The sequence below is a fragment of the gamma proteobacterium symbiont of Axiagastus rosmarus genome (assembly GCF_059730925.1).
In genome coordinates, this window is sequence record NZ_AP035925.1 from 2,436,481 (window position 1) to 2,451,269 (window position 14,789).

General features: G+C 56.8%; 20 protein-coding genes. 12 read left to right on the forward strand and 8 right to left on the reverse strand.

The window, feature by feature from the left end; translation table 11 throughout:
• Window positions 1-229: 229 nt before the first annotated feature.
• On the forward strand, window positions 230-2,326 hold the full coding sequence (locus AC6I8F_RS11390) for a TonB-dependent siderophore receptor (RefSeq protein ID WP_498028037.1): 2,097 nt from the start codon (window positions 230-232) through the stop codon (window positions 2,324-2,326).
• A gap of 62 nt (window positions 2,327-2,388) precedes the next feature.
• On the opposite strand, the gene AC6I8F_RS11395 is transcribed toward AC6I8F_RS11390, so the two are convergent.
• Complete coding sequence (locus AC6I8F_RS11395) at window positions 2,389-2,637, reverse strand: GlsB/YeaQ/YmgE family stress response membrane protein (protein WP_021506355.1); 249 nt, start codon at window positions 2,635-2,637, stop codon at window positions 2,389-2,391.
• A gap of 184 nt (window positions 2,638-2,821) precedes the next feature.
• On the opposite strand from AC6I8F_RS11395, the gene AC6I8F_RS11400 reads away from it, so the two are divergent.
• Window positions 2,822-3,556 (forward strand): flagellar brake protein, encoded by a 735-nt coding sequence (locus AC6I8F_RS11400; RefSeq protein ID WP_215786115.1) that lies wholly within the window; start codon window positions 2,822-2,824, stop codon window positions 3,554-3,556.
• Between the two features lie 89 nt (window positions 3,557-3,645).
• Window positions 3,646-4,773, forward strand: coding sequence for a mechanosensitive ion channel family protein (locus AC6I8F_RS11405; RefSeq protein WP_498028038.1), 1,128 nt, complete (start codon window positions 3,646-3,648; stop codon window positions 4,771-4,773).
• A 15-nt stretch (window positions 4,774-4,788) separates the two neighbouring features.
• Here AC6I8F_RS11405 and emtA read toward each other — a convergent pair whose 3' ends face one another.
• Complete coding sequence (gene emtA, locus AC6I8F_RS11410; protein WP_072208977.1) at window positions 4,789-5,418, reverse strand: membrane-bound lytic murein transglycosylase EmtA; 630 nt, start codon at window positions 5,416-5,418, stop codon at window positions 4,789-4,791.
• A gap of 163 nt (window positions 5,419-5,581) precedes the next feature.
• Between emtA and ldcA the strand changes: the two genes are divergently transcribed.
• Entirely contained in the window at window positions 5,582-6,505 is a 924-nt protein-coding gene (gene ldcA, locus AC6I8F_RS11415) for a muramoyltetrapeptide carboxypeptidase (protein WP_278426521.1), read from the forward strand.
• Window positions 6,506-6,528: 23 nt separating this feature from the next.
• Window positions 6,529-7,191, forward strand: a complete 663-nt coding sequence (locus tag AC6I8F_RS11420; protein WP_021506360.1) for an MBL fold metallo-hydrolase — start codon at window positions 6,529-6,531, stop codon at window positions 7,189-7,191.
• On the opposite strand, the gene AC6I8F_RS11425 is transcribed toward AC6I8F_RS11420, so the two are convergent.
• Together AC6I8F_RS11425 and AC6I8F_RS11430 are read right to left on the reverse strand one after the other, a co-directional pair.
• On the reverse strand, window positions 7,192-7,605 hold the full coding sequence (locus tag AC6I8F_RS11425) for a GNAT family N-acetyltransferase (protein WP_058757613.1): 414 nt from the start codon (window positions 7,603-7,605) through the stop codon (window positions 7,192-7,194). It lies immediately after the preceding gene.
• 21 nt (window positions 7,606-7,626) lie between these two features.
• Complete coding sequence (locus AC6I8F_RS11430; protein WP_058757612.1) at window positions 7,627-8,010, reverse strand: hypothetical protein; 384 nt, start codon at window positions 8,008-8,010, stop codon at window positions 7,627-7,629.
• A gap of 217 nt (window positions 8,011-8,227) precedes the next feature.
• Between AC6I8F_RS11430 and AC6I8F_RS11435 the strand changes: the two genes are divergently transcribed.
• The gene (locus tag AC6I8F_RS11435; protein ID WP_010617204.1) at window positions 8,228-8,584 is read left to right on the forward strand and encodes a DUF4186 domain-containing protein; all 357 of its coding nucleotides are present in this window, start codon (window positions 8,228-8,230) and stop codon (window positions 8,582-8,584) included.
• Window positions 8,585-8,602: 18 nt separating this feature from the next.
• Here AC6I8F_RS11435 and AC6I8F_RS11440 read toward each other — a convergent pair whose 3' ends face one another.
• Window positions 8,603-8,782, reverse strand: a complete 180-nt coding sequence (locus tag AC6I8F_RS11440) for a hypothetical protein (protein ID WP_031279245.1) — start codon at window positions 8,780-8,782, stop codon at window positions 8,603-8,605.
• Window positions 8,783-8,985: 203 nt separating this feature from the next.
• Between AC6I8F_RS11440 and AC6I8F_RS11445 the strand changes: the two genes are divergently transcribed.
• Entirely contained in the window at window positions 8,986-9,315 is a 330-nt protein-coding gene (locus AC6I8F_RS11445; protein ID WP_021506365.1) for a hypothetical protein, read from the forward strand.
• Window positions 9,316-9,376: 61 nt separating this feature from the next.
• Window positions 9,377-9,925: a hypothetical protein gene (locus tag AC6I8F_RS11450; RefSeq protein WP_058769856.1), complete on the forward strand. Its 549-nt coding sequence runs from the start codon at window positions 9,377-9,379 to the stop codon at window positions 9,923-9,925.
• Window positions 9,926-9,949: 24 nt separating this feature from the next.
• Here the strand turns inward: AC6I8F_RS11450 and AC6I8F_RS11455 are convergent, their stop codons facing one another.
• On the reverse strand, window positions 9,950-10,156 hold the full coding sequence (locus tag AC6I8F_RS11455) for a DUF2767 family protein (protein ID WP_021506367.1): 207 nt from the start codon (window positions 10,154-10,156) through the stop codon (window positions 9,950-9,952).
• Window positions 10,157-10,336: 180 nt separating this feature from the next.
• Between AC6I8F_RS11455 and AC6I8F_RS11460 the strand changes: the two genes are divergently transcribed.
• Window positions 10,337-10,585: a DUF883 family protein gene (locus AC6I8F_RS11460; protein WP_021506368.1), complete on the forward strand. Its 249-nt coding sequence runs from the start codon at window positions 10,337-10,339 to the stop codon at window positions 10,583-10,585.
• A 332-nt stretch (window positions 10,586-10,917) separates the two neighbouring features.
• On the opposite strand, the gene AC6I8F_RS11465 is transcribed toward AC6I8F_RS11460, so the two are convergent.
• The gene (locus tag AC6I8F_RS11465) at window positions 10,918-11,115 is read right to left on the reverse strand and encodes a DUF6404 family protein (RefSeq protein ID WP_021506369.1); all 198 of its coding nucleotides are present in this window, start codon (window positions 11,113-11,115) and stop codon (window positions 10,918-10,920) included.
• Window positions 11,116-11,383: 268 nt separating this feature from the next.
• Here AC6I8F_RS11465 and AC6I8F_RS11470 point away from each other — a divergent pair, with 268 nt between their 5' ends.
• The 3 genes from AC6I8F_RS11470 (at window position 11,384) to AC6I8F_RS11480 (ending at window position 13,339) form a co-directional block, all read left to right on the forward strand.
• The gene (locus AC6I8F_RS11470; RefSeq protein WP_058757609.1) at window positions 11,384-11,566 is read left to right on the forward strand and encodes a type II toxin-antitoxin system HicA family toxin; all 183 of its coding nucleotides are present in this window, start codon (window positions 11,384-11,386) and stop codon (window positions 11,564-11,566) included.
• A gap of 39 nt (window positions 11,567-11,605) precedes the next feature.
• Window positions 11,606-11,998 (forward strand): type II toxin-antitoxin system HicB family antitoxin, encoded by a 393-nt coding sequence (locus AC6I8F_RS11475; RefSeq protein ID WP_022548759.1) that lies wholly within the window; start codon window positions 11,606-11,608, stop codon window positions 11,996-11,998.
• 84 nt (window positions 11,999-12,082) lie between these two features.
• Window positions 12,083-13,339 (forward strand): mechanosensitive ion channel family protein, encoded by a 1,257-nt coding sequence (locus AC6I8F_RS11480; protein ID WP_498028039.1) that lies wholly within the window; start codon window positions 12,083-12,085, stop codon window positions 13,337-13,339.
• A gap of 121 nt (window positions 13,340-13,460) precedes the next feature.
• Here the strand turns inward: AC6I8F_RS11480 and icd are convergent, their stop codons facing one another.
• Entirely contained in the window at window positions 13,461-14,711 is a 1,251-nt protein-coding gene (gene icd, locus AC6I8F_RS11485) for an NADP-dependent isocitrate dehydrogenase (protein WP_010617214.1), read from the reverse strand.
• Window positions 14,712-14,789: the final 78 nt, after the last annotated feature.

Below are 14,789 nucleotides of genomic sequence, written 5' to 3' on the forward strand. Positions count from 1 at the left end.
CGCCGCCGTGCGCACCTGCTTCTCAGGCCCGATGCCACAGCCAGGCGATGGCCACGCCCGGCGCTGCGGCATCCCCCTGCGCATCACACTTTTCCATTACTTATCTTTTACATCTTGAAACACCCCTTACTAAAAGATAATAATTCTCAATCTTAAAATGACTCTTTTTCTCATCATTAACCGCCGCGCTGGTGTGGTGCGGCTTTTGTTCTCAGCCAAAGGAATCATTATGACCGCGCTGTTCCCCCTCAACCGTGGCCGGCTGCTGTGCGCGCTGGCGCTGGCGTTTCCGGCACTCGGCGTAGCCGAACCCTCTCTGGTGGTCACCGCACAGCCGCAGGAGAGCGCCACCTCGCCTACGGCGGGCTATCTCGCCACCCGCAGCGGCGCCACGAAAAGCGATCGTCCACTCGTCACCACGCCGCAGTCCATTTCCGTGGTGACGCGCCAGCAGATTGACGATCAGGGTGCGCAGGATCTGAACCAGGCGCTGGGCTATACCCCGGGGGTTTTCACCAACTTTGGTGGCGCGGCCACGCGTTACGACACTATCTCGCTGCGCGGTTTCCACGGCGGTGACGTCGACAACACCTTCCTTGACGGTCTGCGCGTGATGAGCGACGGCGGCAGCTTCAATATCCTGCAGGTGGATAACTGGTTCCTTGACCGCATCGACGTAATTAAAGGCCCCTCTTCTGCCCTTTATGGCCAGACGGTGCCGGGCGGGCTGGTGAACATGGTCACGAAGCGGCCGCAGTTTGCTTCACAGGGCCATTTACGCTTCGCCACCGGCAGCAATGCCAGTAACAGCGCCGCCTTTGATTACACCGACGCAATTAACGATCAATGGGCGTACCGCCTGACCGGCATCACGCGCAACAGCGATACCCAGTACGACCACACGCGCGAAGAGAAATACGCGCTGTCACCCCAGCTACTGTGGCAGCCGGATGAAGACACCAGCCTGCTGCTGCGTGCTTATCTGCAAAAAGATCCCTCAGGCGGCTATCACGGCTCGGTGCCGGCGGAAGGCACGCTGTACAGCCACAATGGCCGCTGGCTGAGCGACGGCTTCTATGAGGGCGACAGCGCGCTGGATCAGTTCAAACGTCATGAGCAGATTTACGGCTACGACTTTTCGCACCGTTTCGATGAGGTATGGTCGGTGCACAGCACCGGCAGCTACAGCCATTCCAGCGTGGCGCTCGACCAGGTGTACCAGATTGGCTGGAACAGCGACAATCCGGACCTGCTTAATCGCTACTACTCCGCTGAGCGCTCTTCGCTCAGCGCGTGGGCGACCGATAACCAGCTGCAGGCGGAGTTTGCCAGCGGTGCGCTGCAGCATCGCGTCACGCTTGGCGCGGAGTATCACCGCTACAAAAATGATCTGAGCGACGCCAGCGGTGCTGCCTCACCGCTGAATGCCTGGAGCGGCGAGGCCATCGGCAGCCAGCCGGATTACCTCTGGACAGCGCAGACGCGCCGCTATTACCAGACCGGCCTCTATCTGCAGGATGAGATGGCGTGGCAGCGCTGGCATCTGGATTTGTCTGGTCGCTATGACCGTATCGTGTCAGAGAATGGCAATAGTCGTCGTCAGGACGATCACGTCAGCGGCCGCGCCGCGCTGCTGTACGCCTTTGATAACGGCGTGTCGCCGTACGTCAGCTGGAGCCAGGCGATTACCCCGGCTTCGCTGACCGATCCCGACGGGAATCAGCTGAAACCGACCACCTCAGAACAGTATGAAGCCGGAGTGAAATACCAGCCGAACGGCACGCGCGATCTCTACAGCGTGGCCCTGTACGATCTGACGCAGAACGATGTGGCCAACCGTAACGTGCAGGACGGCACCTACACCCCGTCCGGCAAAGTGCATGCGCAGGGCATTGAACTGGAGGCGCGCAGCCAACTGACCGAACGGTTCAGCACCATTGCCGGTTATACGCTCAACCATCTGCGCTTTAAGGATTCCGTGGACGGCAACGATGGCCATACGCCGTACGTCACGCCAAATAGCATGGCGTCGCTGTGGGGGCATTATCAGTTTGATTACGGCCTGAGCGCGGGTGCCGGGGTACGCTACATTGGCCGCCAGTGGGCCGATAACGAAAACACCACCCGTCTGCCGTCGGTGACCCTGTTTGACGCCTCGCTGCGCGCCGATCTGGGCGCGTGGCAGTCGAGCCTGAAAGGTGCCTGGCTGCAGCTGAATGCCCGCAATCTGACGGATAAAAAGTATCTGGCAGCCTGCTACGGCACCGGTTACTGCTATCGCGGCGCGGAGCGGACGCTGACCGCCACAATCGGCTACGATTTCTGACGACATAAAAAAATCCGCAGCCCCGGACGGGACTGCGGATCTTGTTGAATCGTGATTTGGCGTCAGCTGCGGACTTTACGGTAGATCCACAGCACCACAATGGCACCGATCACCGCGACCACAAAGCTGCCAAAGTTGAAGCCGTCAACCCGGCCAAAGCCGAACAGGGTACTGATCCAGCCGCCCACCACCGCACCGACAATCCCGAGTACCACGGTCAAAATAAATCCGCCGCCATCTTTACCTGGCATGATCCATTTAGCGATAATCCCGGCAATCAGACCAAAAATAATCCATGAAAGAATACCCATTTGCTGCTCCTTACGTTATGAATCAAGGTGTTCATCGCGCTAAGTATAGCCGGGAATTTTTTCTCTGCTACATCAACATCATGATGAATTCGTTCACGCCGGCTAAAGCTTTTACCGCCCCGGTCGATAACCGACGAAGAGCAGTGGCACTCGTAAAATAGCAATCGGACAGGTGGAGCAGGACGTGAAAGACGCCGATAAAGAACAATATCTCAAGCGCGGTACGCTGGCGGTGTTGAACGTGATGAAGGATTTGTTGCGTTATCAAACCCTGCTGATGGTCAATTTCTCCCGTGGTCAGTTCATCAGCCGGCTGCTGGCCGCGGATGAAGATCGGGTGATTTTTGATCTCGGCAGCAACGCGCTGGACAATGATTTGGCACTGCAGGGTGGCGAAGTGAATATTGCGGCCGAAACCCACGGTGCCAAAGTGGAGTTTGGGCTGCAGGGATTAACCCGCATCGATTATGACGGCCTGCCCGCCTTTGCCGCCACGCTGCCCGACCTGGTGTGGCAGATTCAGCGCCGGGAATTCTTTCGCGTCAACGCGCCGCTCGAACCAGTATTCTACTGCCACAGCCAGTGGCCGGACGGCAGTACCGCGCGCTTTCGCCTGCAGGATCTGTCGCTTGGCGGCGTCGGCGTGTTGCTGGATGAGGCGCTGCCGGAAGGTCTTAACCGTGGCGATACCTTCAAAAAGCTGCGCGTTGAGCTGGGCGAATATGGCCAGTTCGAAGTGACCGCACAGCTGCTGCACATCGGCGAGCGCAGCACCGTGACCAGCAAGAACGAAACCCGCATCACGCCGCGACTCAGCTTCCGTTTTACCGCCATCGAACCGGTGCAGGAGCGTCAGCTGCAGCAGGTGATTTTTGCGCTGGAGCGGCTGGCGCGCGACAAGGCCAATCGTTTCCAGTAAACCGCCGGCGTCCCGCGCGGCGCCAGCGTAGTCTATGCTTTCTCCTTGCACATTCTTTTCACCGGCTCCCGGCAAGGAGATTCTCCCCAATGGAAAACTGGCTTTCTGCCCATCGTTTACAACTTATCTTTCTCAATCGAAACTTCTGGATTAATAGCGCCATCATTGTGTTCGGCACGCTGATTGTTTACTGGCTGCTGCGCACCGTCATTCGCTTTGTCTCTAACCGCATCGCCCACTACAGCGAACAGCGCCACGTGCGCTTCACCGGCATTCTGGTGGAGATTCTGCGCAGCACCAGTCAGCTGCTGCTGCTGATCTTCTCGCTGCTGATCACCCTGAAATTTGTCGATCTGCCGGACAGCTGGAGCGTCGCCATCGCCCACGGCTGGTTCCTGGCGCTGATTCTGCAACTCACGCTGTGGATTGACGGCGGCATTCGCCTGTGGCTGCACTCGTTGCTGCGCGATCCGCTGCACGTGCGCAATCCGGTCACCACGGTGATCCTCGGCATTCTGCTGCGCGTCGTGGTGTGGGTGATGATGCTGCTGGCAATCCTCTCCAATATGGGGATCAATATCACCGCGCTGGTGGCCAGCCTCGGCGTCGGTGGTATCGCCATCGCGCTGGCGATTCAAACGGTGCTGAGCGATGTGTTCGCTTCGCTGGCGATTGGCTTCGATAAGCCCTTTGAGCACGGCGACTTTATTGTGTTCGGCGACATCGCTGGCTCCATTGAGCACATTGGCCTGAAAACCACCCGGCTGCGCAGTCTCGGCGGCGAACAGATTGTCTGCTCCAACACCATTCTGCTGCAGCAAACCATCCACAATTACAAACGCATGCAGCAGCGGCGCATCGTGTTTAAGTTCGGGATTAATTACGGCACGCCGGCGGAGAAAGTGCGGCAGATTGGCGGCATGGTGCAACGCATCATTGAAGGCGTGCCGGACACGCGTTTTGATCGCGCCCATTTCCTGTCGTTTGACGAATCGCAGCTGACGTTTGAGGTGGTCTATTTCGTGCTGAGCGCCGATTACAACAAATACATGGACATTCAGCAGGAGATTAACCTGCAACTGATGGCTCAGCTGGAGCAGAAACAGATTCGTTTCGCCTTCCCGATGCGCCGCGTGGAGTTCACCGGCGGCGTGCTGCCGCGCATTAACCTCAGCGATGCCTCAAATGAGGCTGCGGCAGAGCGCGCACAGCACTGAGCCCCGCCAGCAGCCTTAGCCGATGGTGCGATAGGCGGTGGTGACTTTCCACAGGTAGCGCGGCGCCTGGGCGGCCGGATGCTTGTTTTGCACGTGCTGGTAGAACTCATCCGGCGTCATGGCGTTGATCATTGCAATGGCGCGATCGCGGTCGCGCGAGAAGGTGCGCAGCAGCGCGCCGGCGCCGTTGGCATAGGAAACAATGGTGGCATAGCGCAGCGTCAGCGGATCGCGAATGCCCGCCAGTGCGGAATCCTGCAGAATCCGGATATAGGCCGCGCCGATATCAATATTTTTCGCCGGGTCGCGCAGTTCGGAGTTACTCGGCTGGCCGTGGCGTCCCTGTGCGCGATACACCTCGCGTCCGGCGGTGGCGGCTTTGATCTGCATCAGCCCGACCGCGTTAGAACGGCTTACCACGGTTGGGTTGCCCCCGGATTCGACACTAATAATGGCGCTGATCAGCTTCTCATCAACGCCATAATGACTGGCGGCATCTTCGGTAAACAGTGACCATGCATCATTCACTTTCGACGGCGGCGCCTGGGTTAATGGCGTATTCTTCTCCGGCGTCACCGGTTTTTCCGGCTCGCTGGCACAGCCAGCCAGCAGCAAAGCAGACAGCATAAGTAGTCGAATTTTCACTGATTTTTGGTTCCGCTATAAGATTGGCGCAAGCTATCATAACCATGACGGTAAAAGGTAAAATTACCGTTTATCCTAAATACGTAAAAAACCTTGTGCTACCGTGACTTCAGTAACGCATTTCGTCATCATCGGCAGGCCAACAGACAGCAGGATGGAAGTTATGCTCGCCCCTCGTTCAATACGCCTCATCGCCCCTTCCGGTTATTGCCACAATCAGGACGCCGCCCGGCGCGCGGTGGAGCGCCTGCAGGCGGAAGGCCATCAACTGCAAAACCCGGAAGCCATTACGCGCCGCTGGCAGCGTTTTGCCGGTGATGACGCGCAGCGCCTGCAGGATGTGAATGCGCTGGCGTCGCTGGCGTCGCTGCCGGATATCGTACTGGCGGTGCGCGGCGGCTATGGTGCCTCACGCCTGCTCGATCACCTCGACTATGTGGCGCTGCAGCGTCGCCTGCTTAATCAGCCTGTCGCGCTGTGCGGCCACAGTGATTTCACCGCTATTCAGCTGGCGCTGCTGGCGCAGACCGGGCTGATCACCTTCAGCGGACCGATGCTGGCCGGCAATTTTGGCGCGGAGGCTTTATCTGAATTTACCGTCAGCCACTTTTGGCAGGCGCTAACATCTCCTACAGTCAATCTGGCGTGGCACAGCGTCAGTTCGGATCGCGGCCGCTGGCAGGGTACGCTGTGGGGCGGCAATCTGGCGATGATCTGCTCCCTGATTGGCACGCCGTGGCTGCCGCAGATTGAAGACGGCATTCTGGTGATCGAGGATGTGAATGAGCATCCGTTCCGCATTGAGCGTATGCTGATTCAGCTGCAGCAGAGCGGTATTCTGGCGCGCCAGCGCGCCATTGTCACCGGCAGCTTCACCAGCACCGCCCTGTCCGATTACGACAACGGCTTTGATTTCGCCACGGTGTGGCAGCGGTTGCGTGATGAGTACCAGATTGCGGTAATCAGCGATCTGCCGTTTGGCCATGATGCCGATACCGTGACGCTGCCGCTCGGCGCCAGCGCCACGCTTGAAATTGACCAGGGCGCCGCGCGGTTAGCCTTTACCGGCCATCCGACGTTGCGCTGACGTGTTGCCGCAGGAGACCGCTATTGAAGCCGCTGTACGAAGACTTGTGGATCTCCACGCCGGAATTTCCCGCGGAAGAGACGGCAAATGATTTAATGATGCACGGGTTTATGCTGCGCCATCCGCGCGGCAACCTGTTGATTGGCCGCGTTGAGCAGCTACTGGATCATGAAGTGCTCGCGGACGCGGGCGGTGTGATTCGCCACTATTTTACCCACTGGCACGAAGCCGCGCCGGGCGCGCGGGCCATTCAGCAGCGCTTCAATAGTGCGCTGTATTGCCACAGCCGATCGCTCGGCCCGGTGAGCCTGGTGATTGAGCCGGACGAAACCTTCACGCATCAGGACGTGCACTTTGGCGACTTTCACCTGCTGCCCACGCCGGGCCACACGCCAGGCAGCTGCAGCTACCTGTACCATTCACCGCTCGGCCAGACCTACCTGTTTGTCGGCGACACCCTGACGCGGGATTACCATCGCTGGATCAGCGTGCTGGTGCCGGACAGTAATCCTGCGGAGCTGCAGCAGTCGCTGGAGCTGTACCGCTCGCTGCGTCCGGATGTAGTGCTGATGAGCACCACGCGCGGACATCTCTCCTGGGCGAAGGTCGATTTACAGAGCTGGCTGGCCGCGATTGATGAAGCGGAACAGTCGCCGCTGGATCTGCGCCAGCAGCCACTGCTGTGATTACAGCGTCTTGCTCAGATAGTGACGCTGATGTTCGCGCGGATAGTGATCAAGGCTGAAACGTAGCGTATAGCCAAGCTTTTCATAAAACGGCCGAGCCTGAAAGCTGGCGGTATCCACCTGCGCGTAACGGCAGCCGCGTGCGCGGGCTTCCTGTTCGGCAGCCTGAATCAGCTGGCTGCCGGCGCCCTGCCCGCGTAACCCATCGCTGACCCACAGCATATCAATGCGTAACCAGTTGCCATAGGTTGAGCCCGTCAGTCCCGCCAGCTTTTTCCCGGCGCCGTCTTTAATGAACACACCGATGGCTTTCATCTCATTGATGTCAATAAAGCGGCTGTTGAAGGCGTTCAGGCCGAGGCGCATTTCATCCAGATCCTGATGCGTGACGCTATCCGTAACGCTTAATTGCATGGTCGGCTCCTTGTGGCGGCATTATGAAGAGGGGTGCTGGCGGTCGTCGTAGCGCTCCAGCGACAGAATATCAGCATCGCGTTTTTCCGTGCGGTTGCATGGCAACAGCTTATCGCTGTCGGCGTAGACGAAAAAGGTTTCGCCGCTGTTTTTATTCACGATCAACTGATCGCCATTGCGGAAACGGGTAATGGCGACCTTATCGCCGTCCTGCAGACGCGTGCGCTGCTGCCCGGCGGCAATCTGGAAATGCCGGGTTGGCCACATCAGCGTGCTGAGCCCGTAAGCGGCACGCGATACCGTCATGGTGGGGCGGCCCGGGCAGGTAATCTGGAATTCGCTTTCGCTCCACGCGGGGGCAATCTGGCAAGCCATCAGGAGCGCGGCAAGGGTTATCGCCTTCATGGGGTTCTCCACTGAGGTTAGATCATGATTTTACAGGAATTTAATTGGCCAGAGGGTAACATACAACCGCCGCCGGTGCGGTAACCTGCGACCGCGGGTCAGCCACTGCGGGCAGGAAGAACGCCTCCACATCACTGATTTTGTGAGGTTTTATGCGATCGGGATATCTTTGTAACGAGTTAAGTAAAATGCGCTAAGATCGCGTCAGGAGGATGTTATGCGAGATGAACAGGCATTATTCGCGCGGCTGGCGCAATCGCCGTTTCGCCGCCGCTTCCATTTAGGCGCGAAAGAGCGACAGTACTGTATTGAGAAAGGCCCGGCGGTGATCGACCAACACGCGGCCGATTTTATCCAGCAAAGACTGGCCGCAGCCGAACCAAAGAATGATGGCAAACAGACGCCAATGCGCGGCCATCCGGTATTTATCGCCCAGCACGCCACGGCAACCTGCTGCCGCGGCTGTCTGGCAAAATGGCATGGCATTGCTGCGCATCAGCCGTTAACGGCAGAGCAGCAGCAATATATGGTGCGGGTGATCCACCGCTGGCTGGTGGGTGAAATAAATGGTTAAGACCGGGATGGGATGGCGCTACTCTGCCGCGACCTGCGCGGCCACCAGCATCAGCGCCAGTCCGGCATCGTCTGGATCGAAACGCTGCATAACTTCATGGATCGCCGTCACGCAGTTCATCACCTGCTGTTTTTTGTCGGCGTCTAACTTATCAATCGCGTGCTGAAGAATCATTAAACTGGCTTCTTCTTCTCTCATGGATTTACCCTTGTTTTGCTTACCTGGTGCGCAACGCTGGCAAGAATAACGTTTATCTGCTAGCAAAGTCACCCCTTTACATGCTTACCGCTTAACGATTAAACAAATGGCAAATGGGCAGTGGCGTCAGACATGCTATGATCGGATCAGTGGCGCGCATCGTCAGGCCAGCATAAATCAGGGAATGCACCAGGAACAGGACCATGTTAAGACTCAGTTTTCTACTCACACTTATCCTGCTGGCTGGCTGCAGCTCCACGCCGAAAGGCGTCGATTGCCCCGGCGAGGTCGCAACGCTCTATGGTCAGTCGCTGGGCCACACCGAAGGGCGCATTTTCGATTTAGTGAATTCGTTTTCGGTGGCGCGCGATGGCGTAACGCTGAGCAGCGGCGCACTGCACTCCACCGACCGTTTCCGCTATGTCCCTTCTGCCGTGACGCCGGAAGGCTTTTATGCACAGCGGCTCAGCGACAAGCAGTTCCGCCTGATCAACCCGGCGCGTAACACCATGATTACCTGGACGTGTCCATAAGCCGTGCGTGGCGCGCGCAGATGGTTTATTGTCAGCGTTTGTCATGCTGCGGACCTGCATTATGGAAAAGAGTCTGGACAATAACGGTTATATCGATTTCCCCTTTCCGGCCACCCGAGACGCGGATGGCTCGGTCAACCCGTGCGGTTTTGACCTGACGCTGGAAACCGATCGCATTGATGAGATCGCCGCCGGTAAACATTCTGAAAATTTGCGTCGTCTGCTGGAAGAGGTCAATCTGCAGGATGGCCTGTTTATGACGCTGGCCTGTGACTGGCAGCAGCGCGCAGACGGCGTGTGCGGCTTTCTCGATGTGGCGTTCCGCCCCACGCTGGACTGTAGCAGCGAAGAGACACAGAGTCTCGATCAGTTCTTTGAGATGTATCTGCGCCGCCAGGAGCAGCAGCACAGCATGCCGCGCGACGCGCTGGTCAACTATGCGCGCGCGGTGCTGGACTGGAGCTGGTCGCCGCTGCAGCAGCGCCATCGTCGCTATGAGAAGGTCACCATTCGCTATTACTGCCAGCAGGCGGACGATGCCGAATGGTGTTTTGATCATCTGCGCCACTTCCTGGTGAGCTGGTACCCGGCGTATCGCGGCCAGCAGTGAGGGCGTCCGCGTGACGCCCTGCGCTCAAGGCCGTACCAGACGAATCGCGTGCTCCAGCATACGCTGTTCATCGCGTTCGTCGTGGGCGCGATCGTGGCGCGTACGCTGCAGCAAACGGGCAATCTCCTCCCGTCTGGTTTCATGACCGCACTCGGAAAGGACAATCACCGCATCGCCAATCACCCGGCAAACTTCATCGTAATCGTCTTCATTCAGGATATCGCGTTTCATTTCTCCTCCGTTCAGTGGGCGCTGCGTGAGGTTCGTGCAGCTTAACGTGGTCCTTACCAGGTATGGACAGCAATGCCGATTCCTGCAAACCACTGTTACATCCTGAAAAGCCACCAGGTTGCTGGTCTGCACTTCTCTGTCTACGCTGAAAGAGACATTCACCACTCTCAGGGAGTCAATATGACCGATAAAGCGGAAGCAAAATTGAATGAAGCGGCGGGTGCCGTACAGGAAAAATTTGGCGAGTTCACCGGTTCACGCCGTCATCAGGCACGCGGTGCCGCGCGACGCTATCCGGCGCAGGCCAGTTATGCGGTGCAGGATGCAGCAGACTGCGTGGTGAGATCGGTACGCGACAACCCGGCGACCGGACTGGCCGTTGCCGCCAGCATCGGCGTGATTGTCGGTTTCCTGCTGGGCCGTAAATAATCCCCGGCGATCGGGGCCCGTGCGGCCCCGATACTCAATGCCGCTGCGGCACGCCGTCCCGTCGTTCCTGAATATGTTCATCCGGCGTCTCGGCGACATCTGCCGTACTGCTGTGCCCGGCAAGGTGGCGCCCATGCTGCCCCGCTATCACCACAGGCCCCACCGGTAATTGTGCACTGGCCGCCAGTGATAGCAGCAAAAAAAACCATCCCGTCAGTAACGTTCTTCCCATCCTGCCCGCCTTACACGCTGATTAGTGAGCGCTCAGCTTGCCGGATGGCATGCAAATTAGCGTCAGCGCGACGCAAAGCTATGTCGGCAGTTGTGAATAATCAGGCCTGTGCGCGCCGCGCTTTATAACGCGCCACCATGGTCATTAATGCCTGATAAATCAAACCGGCATACAGGCTCATGACAATCATCATGCCCGGCGTTTTGCCCTGTGCCTGCCAGGATACAAACCACATGAAAATGCCCCACAGCAGGGAAAAAATCAGCCAGCCTTTTACAAACTTGATCACACCTTGCATAGCACCTCCGGATTGATGAAGGCTGAAGATAGCGGTTCAGCCCGCAAATGGCACGCGCGCCGGTGCCGGGATGTTAACTATTTCAAAGTTTTACGCAAACCACTATCGCAGCGGGAAAAAGCCGTGGAAAACAGCACGCAGAACGCAGCATCAATGGGTGCCTGTCGCGGCCGTCCCGGTTAGTTTGGCCATGACCCGCCGATGTGATGGCAGAGACCGCCTTGCATCAGTGTGTATTGTGTGTATAATTTCACCTACAGGAAGTCCGATGAAGAGCGCGACGCTGATTAAACTGCTGCAAAAGAATGGCTGGAAGCTGGAGCGCATACGCGGCAGTCATCATCAGTTCTCGCACCCGGATTTTGCTCATCTGATCACCGTGCCGCATCCGCAGAAGGATATGAAGACAGGCACGCTGATGCAGATTCTGAAAGACGCCAGGCTGGATTGATCCATGCTGGTTTTATTCCGCTTGCTCAGAGGTGACATGATGCTGTTTCCCGCTTTGGTAGAGATTGACGCTGACGGCTCGGCCAGTGGTTATTTCCCGGATGTCACCGGCTGTTATTTTGCCGGTGATACGCCCGAGCAAACGCTGCAGGATGCGCAATCTGCGCTGCATGCCCACTTTGAACTGATGGCGGAGAAAGGCTTATTGATTCCGGAGCCGGCGCAGCACTGGCAGCAGGAATTTAGCCAGCCCGGCGTGTGGATCTACGTTGATATTGATGTCACCCGCTATCTGGGCAAATCCGAGCGCATCAATATCACTATGCCGCATCTGCTGATTGAGAAGATCGATAAGATGGTCAGTAATAACGCGCGCTACAGCAGCCGCAGCCATTTTCTTGCCGAGGCGGCACGCAAAGCGCTGGTCTCGTAGCAACACTTTTGCGCACGCGTCGCTTATCGTCCGTGGCCGCTTTATGTTTGAATTCCCGCCTCAACCGGCCGGCATGTGGTTAAAATGAATTACTTACGCGACATACAAACGTTTATTGAAGGCAACACGGTGCTCTCCGCCACCTTCAGCCTGCTGCTGTTACTGGTTGCCGGCATGGTCACCCATCTGATCTGCAAGTTCTTCGTGGTAAAAGTGGTGCGCCGCGTGTTCTTTAGCACGCATAAAAACCAGGTGCCGCTGGATAAAGACGTCCGGCTCTCAGAAAAGCTGTCGAATTTTATTCCGGTGATCACCGTCTATTACCTGCTGCAGTTTATGCCGGACCTGCCCGAGCATCTGCTGATCGCGGTGAAAACCATCTGCGGCATTCTGTTTTTTGTATATCTGTCGCTGTTCTTTAACGAAGTGCTGGAGATCGTTAATAACTCCTATTCGCGTAAGTCGAAGCGTAAGAACCACTCGATAAAAGGCTATATCCAGATCGGTAAGATCCTGGTGCACATCATTTCCGCCATCATGATTCTGGCTATCATGTCGAACAAATCGCCGGTAATTATCATCTCCAGTCTGGGTGCGGTCGCGGCGGTATTGATGTTAGTGTTTCAGCACACCCTGCTGTCGCTGGTGGCCAATATTCAGGTGTCATCGAACGATGTGCTGCAGCTTGGCGACTGGATTGAAATGCCGGATAACGGCATCAGCGGTGAAGTGATTGATATCGCTCTGCATACCATTACCATCCGCAACTGGGACAATACGCTGTCGCGGATCCCGACCAAAAATTTCCTGACCGAAACCTACACCAACTGGCAGGCGATGTTCTCCTCCGGCGCGCGGCGTATCATGCGCAGCTTTCATCTCGACCAGACCTCGATTCGCTTTCTCGATCAGCAAATGGTGCAGCAGATGAGCCAGATTCGCGGCGTCAGTGAGCAGCTTTCAATCCTGATGGATGGCCGCGATAGCAGCGTGGTCGGTGACCGCTGGTTTGCCGAAAACGGCATTACCAACCTCACGGTGTTCCGTCACTATTTCACCGCCTGGCTGGCGCAGCGCGACGATATTAAAAAAGATATGTATATCGTGGTGCGCGCGATGAAACCCTCACCGGAGGGATTGCCGGTAGAGGTTTACTGCTTTACCTCCTCGGTGCTGTGGGTTGATTACGAGAATTCCCAGTCGGCGATATTTGAATTCATCTACGCGATTGTCGGTCAGTTTTCGCTGCGGATTTACCAGCATCCGGCCGGCAATGATTTCTGGCGTTTGTCGCAGGCGCGCGATAGCCAGATCGGTCAGTTACAGCCTCCGGCGGAATAAAGCCACGCATCGCACAGTCGTCATGCATGGCAAACCGGCGGTGACATGAAGTCCTTCCGGCTGCCAGCATAAAAAAGGGAGCCCTGCGGCTCCCTTTCATGTTGCATTTGCTCAGGGCAAATTACATGTTCGCGATGATCGCGTCACCAAACTCAGAACATTTCAGCAGCTTAGCGCCGTCCATCAGACGCTCAAAGTCGTAGGTCACGGTTTTGGCAGCGATTGCGCCTTCCATGCCTTTAACAATCAGGTCAGCCGCTTCGAACCACTCCAGGTGACGCAGCATCATTTCTGCAGACAGGATCACGGAACCTGGGTTCACTTTATCCTGGCCCGCATACTTCGGTGCAGTACCATGGGTAGCTTCGAACAGTGCGCACTCGTCACCGATGTTGGCGCCCGGTGCGATACCAATGCCGCCTACCTGTGCCGCCAGGGCATCAGAAATGTAGTCACCGTTCAGGTTCATACAGGCGATAACGTCATACTCGGCTGGACGCAGCAGGATCTGCTGCAGGAAGGCGTCGGCGATCACATCTTTAACGATGATCTCTTTACCGGTGTTCGGGTTTTTGAACTTCATCCACGGACCGCCATCGATCAGCTCGCCGCCGAACTCTTCTTTCACCAGCTGGTAGCCCCAGTCTTTGAAAGAGCCTTCGGTGAACTTCATGATGTTGCCTTTGTGCACCAGCGTCAGGGAATCACGGTCATTGGTGATGGTGTATTCAACCGCGGCACGCACCAGACGTTTCGTGCCCTCTTCTGAACACGGCTTCACGCCAATACCACACTGCTGCGGGAAGCGAATTTTCTTCACGCCCATCTCTTCACGCAGGAATTTGATCACTTTGTCCGCTTCCGGCGTACCGGCTTTCCACTCGATACCAGCATAGATATCTTCGGAGTTTTCGCGGAAGATCACCATGTCGGTATCTTCAGGACGTTTAACCGGGCTTGGCGTACCTTTGTAGTAACGTACCGGACGCAGACACACGTACAGGTCCAGTTCCTGGCGCAGTGCCACGTTCAGGGAACGAATACCGCCACCTACCGGGGTAGTCAGTGGGCCTTTAATGGCCACGCGGTATTCTTTGATTAAATCGAGGGTTTCCTGCGGCAGCCAGACATCCTGGCCATAGAGTTCGACGGATTTTTCGCCGGTGTAAATTTCCATCCAGGAAATTTTTCGCTCGCCGTTGTAGGCTTTCTTCACAGCGGCATCAACCACTTTCAGCATCACCGGGGAAACGTCAACCCCAATACCGTCACCTTCAATGTAGGGGATGATCGGGTTATTCGGGACATTCAGTTTGCCCTGATCCAGGGTGATTTTTTGACCTTCCGCCGGAACAACTACTTTGCTTTCCATTAACCTCTCCTTCGAGCGATTTTTTGTTAATGATTTGTAAGATGCGCGTCAATACTACTTGAATATTTCCGCCACGCC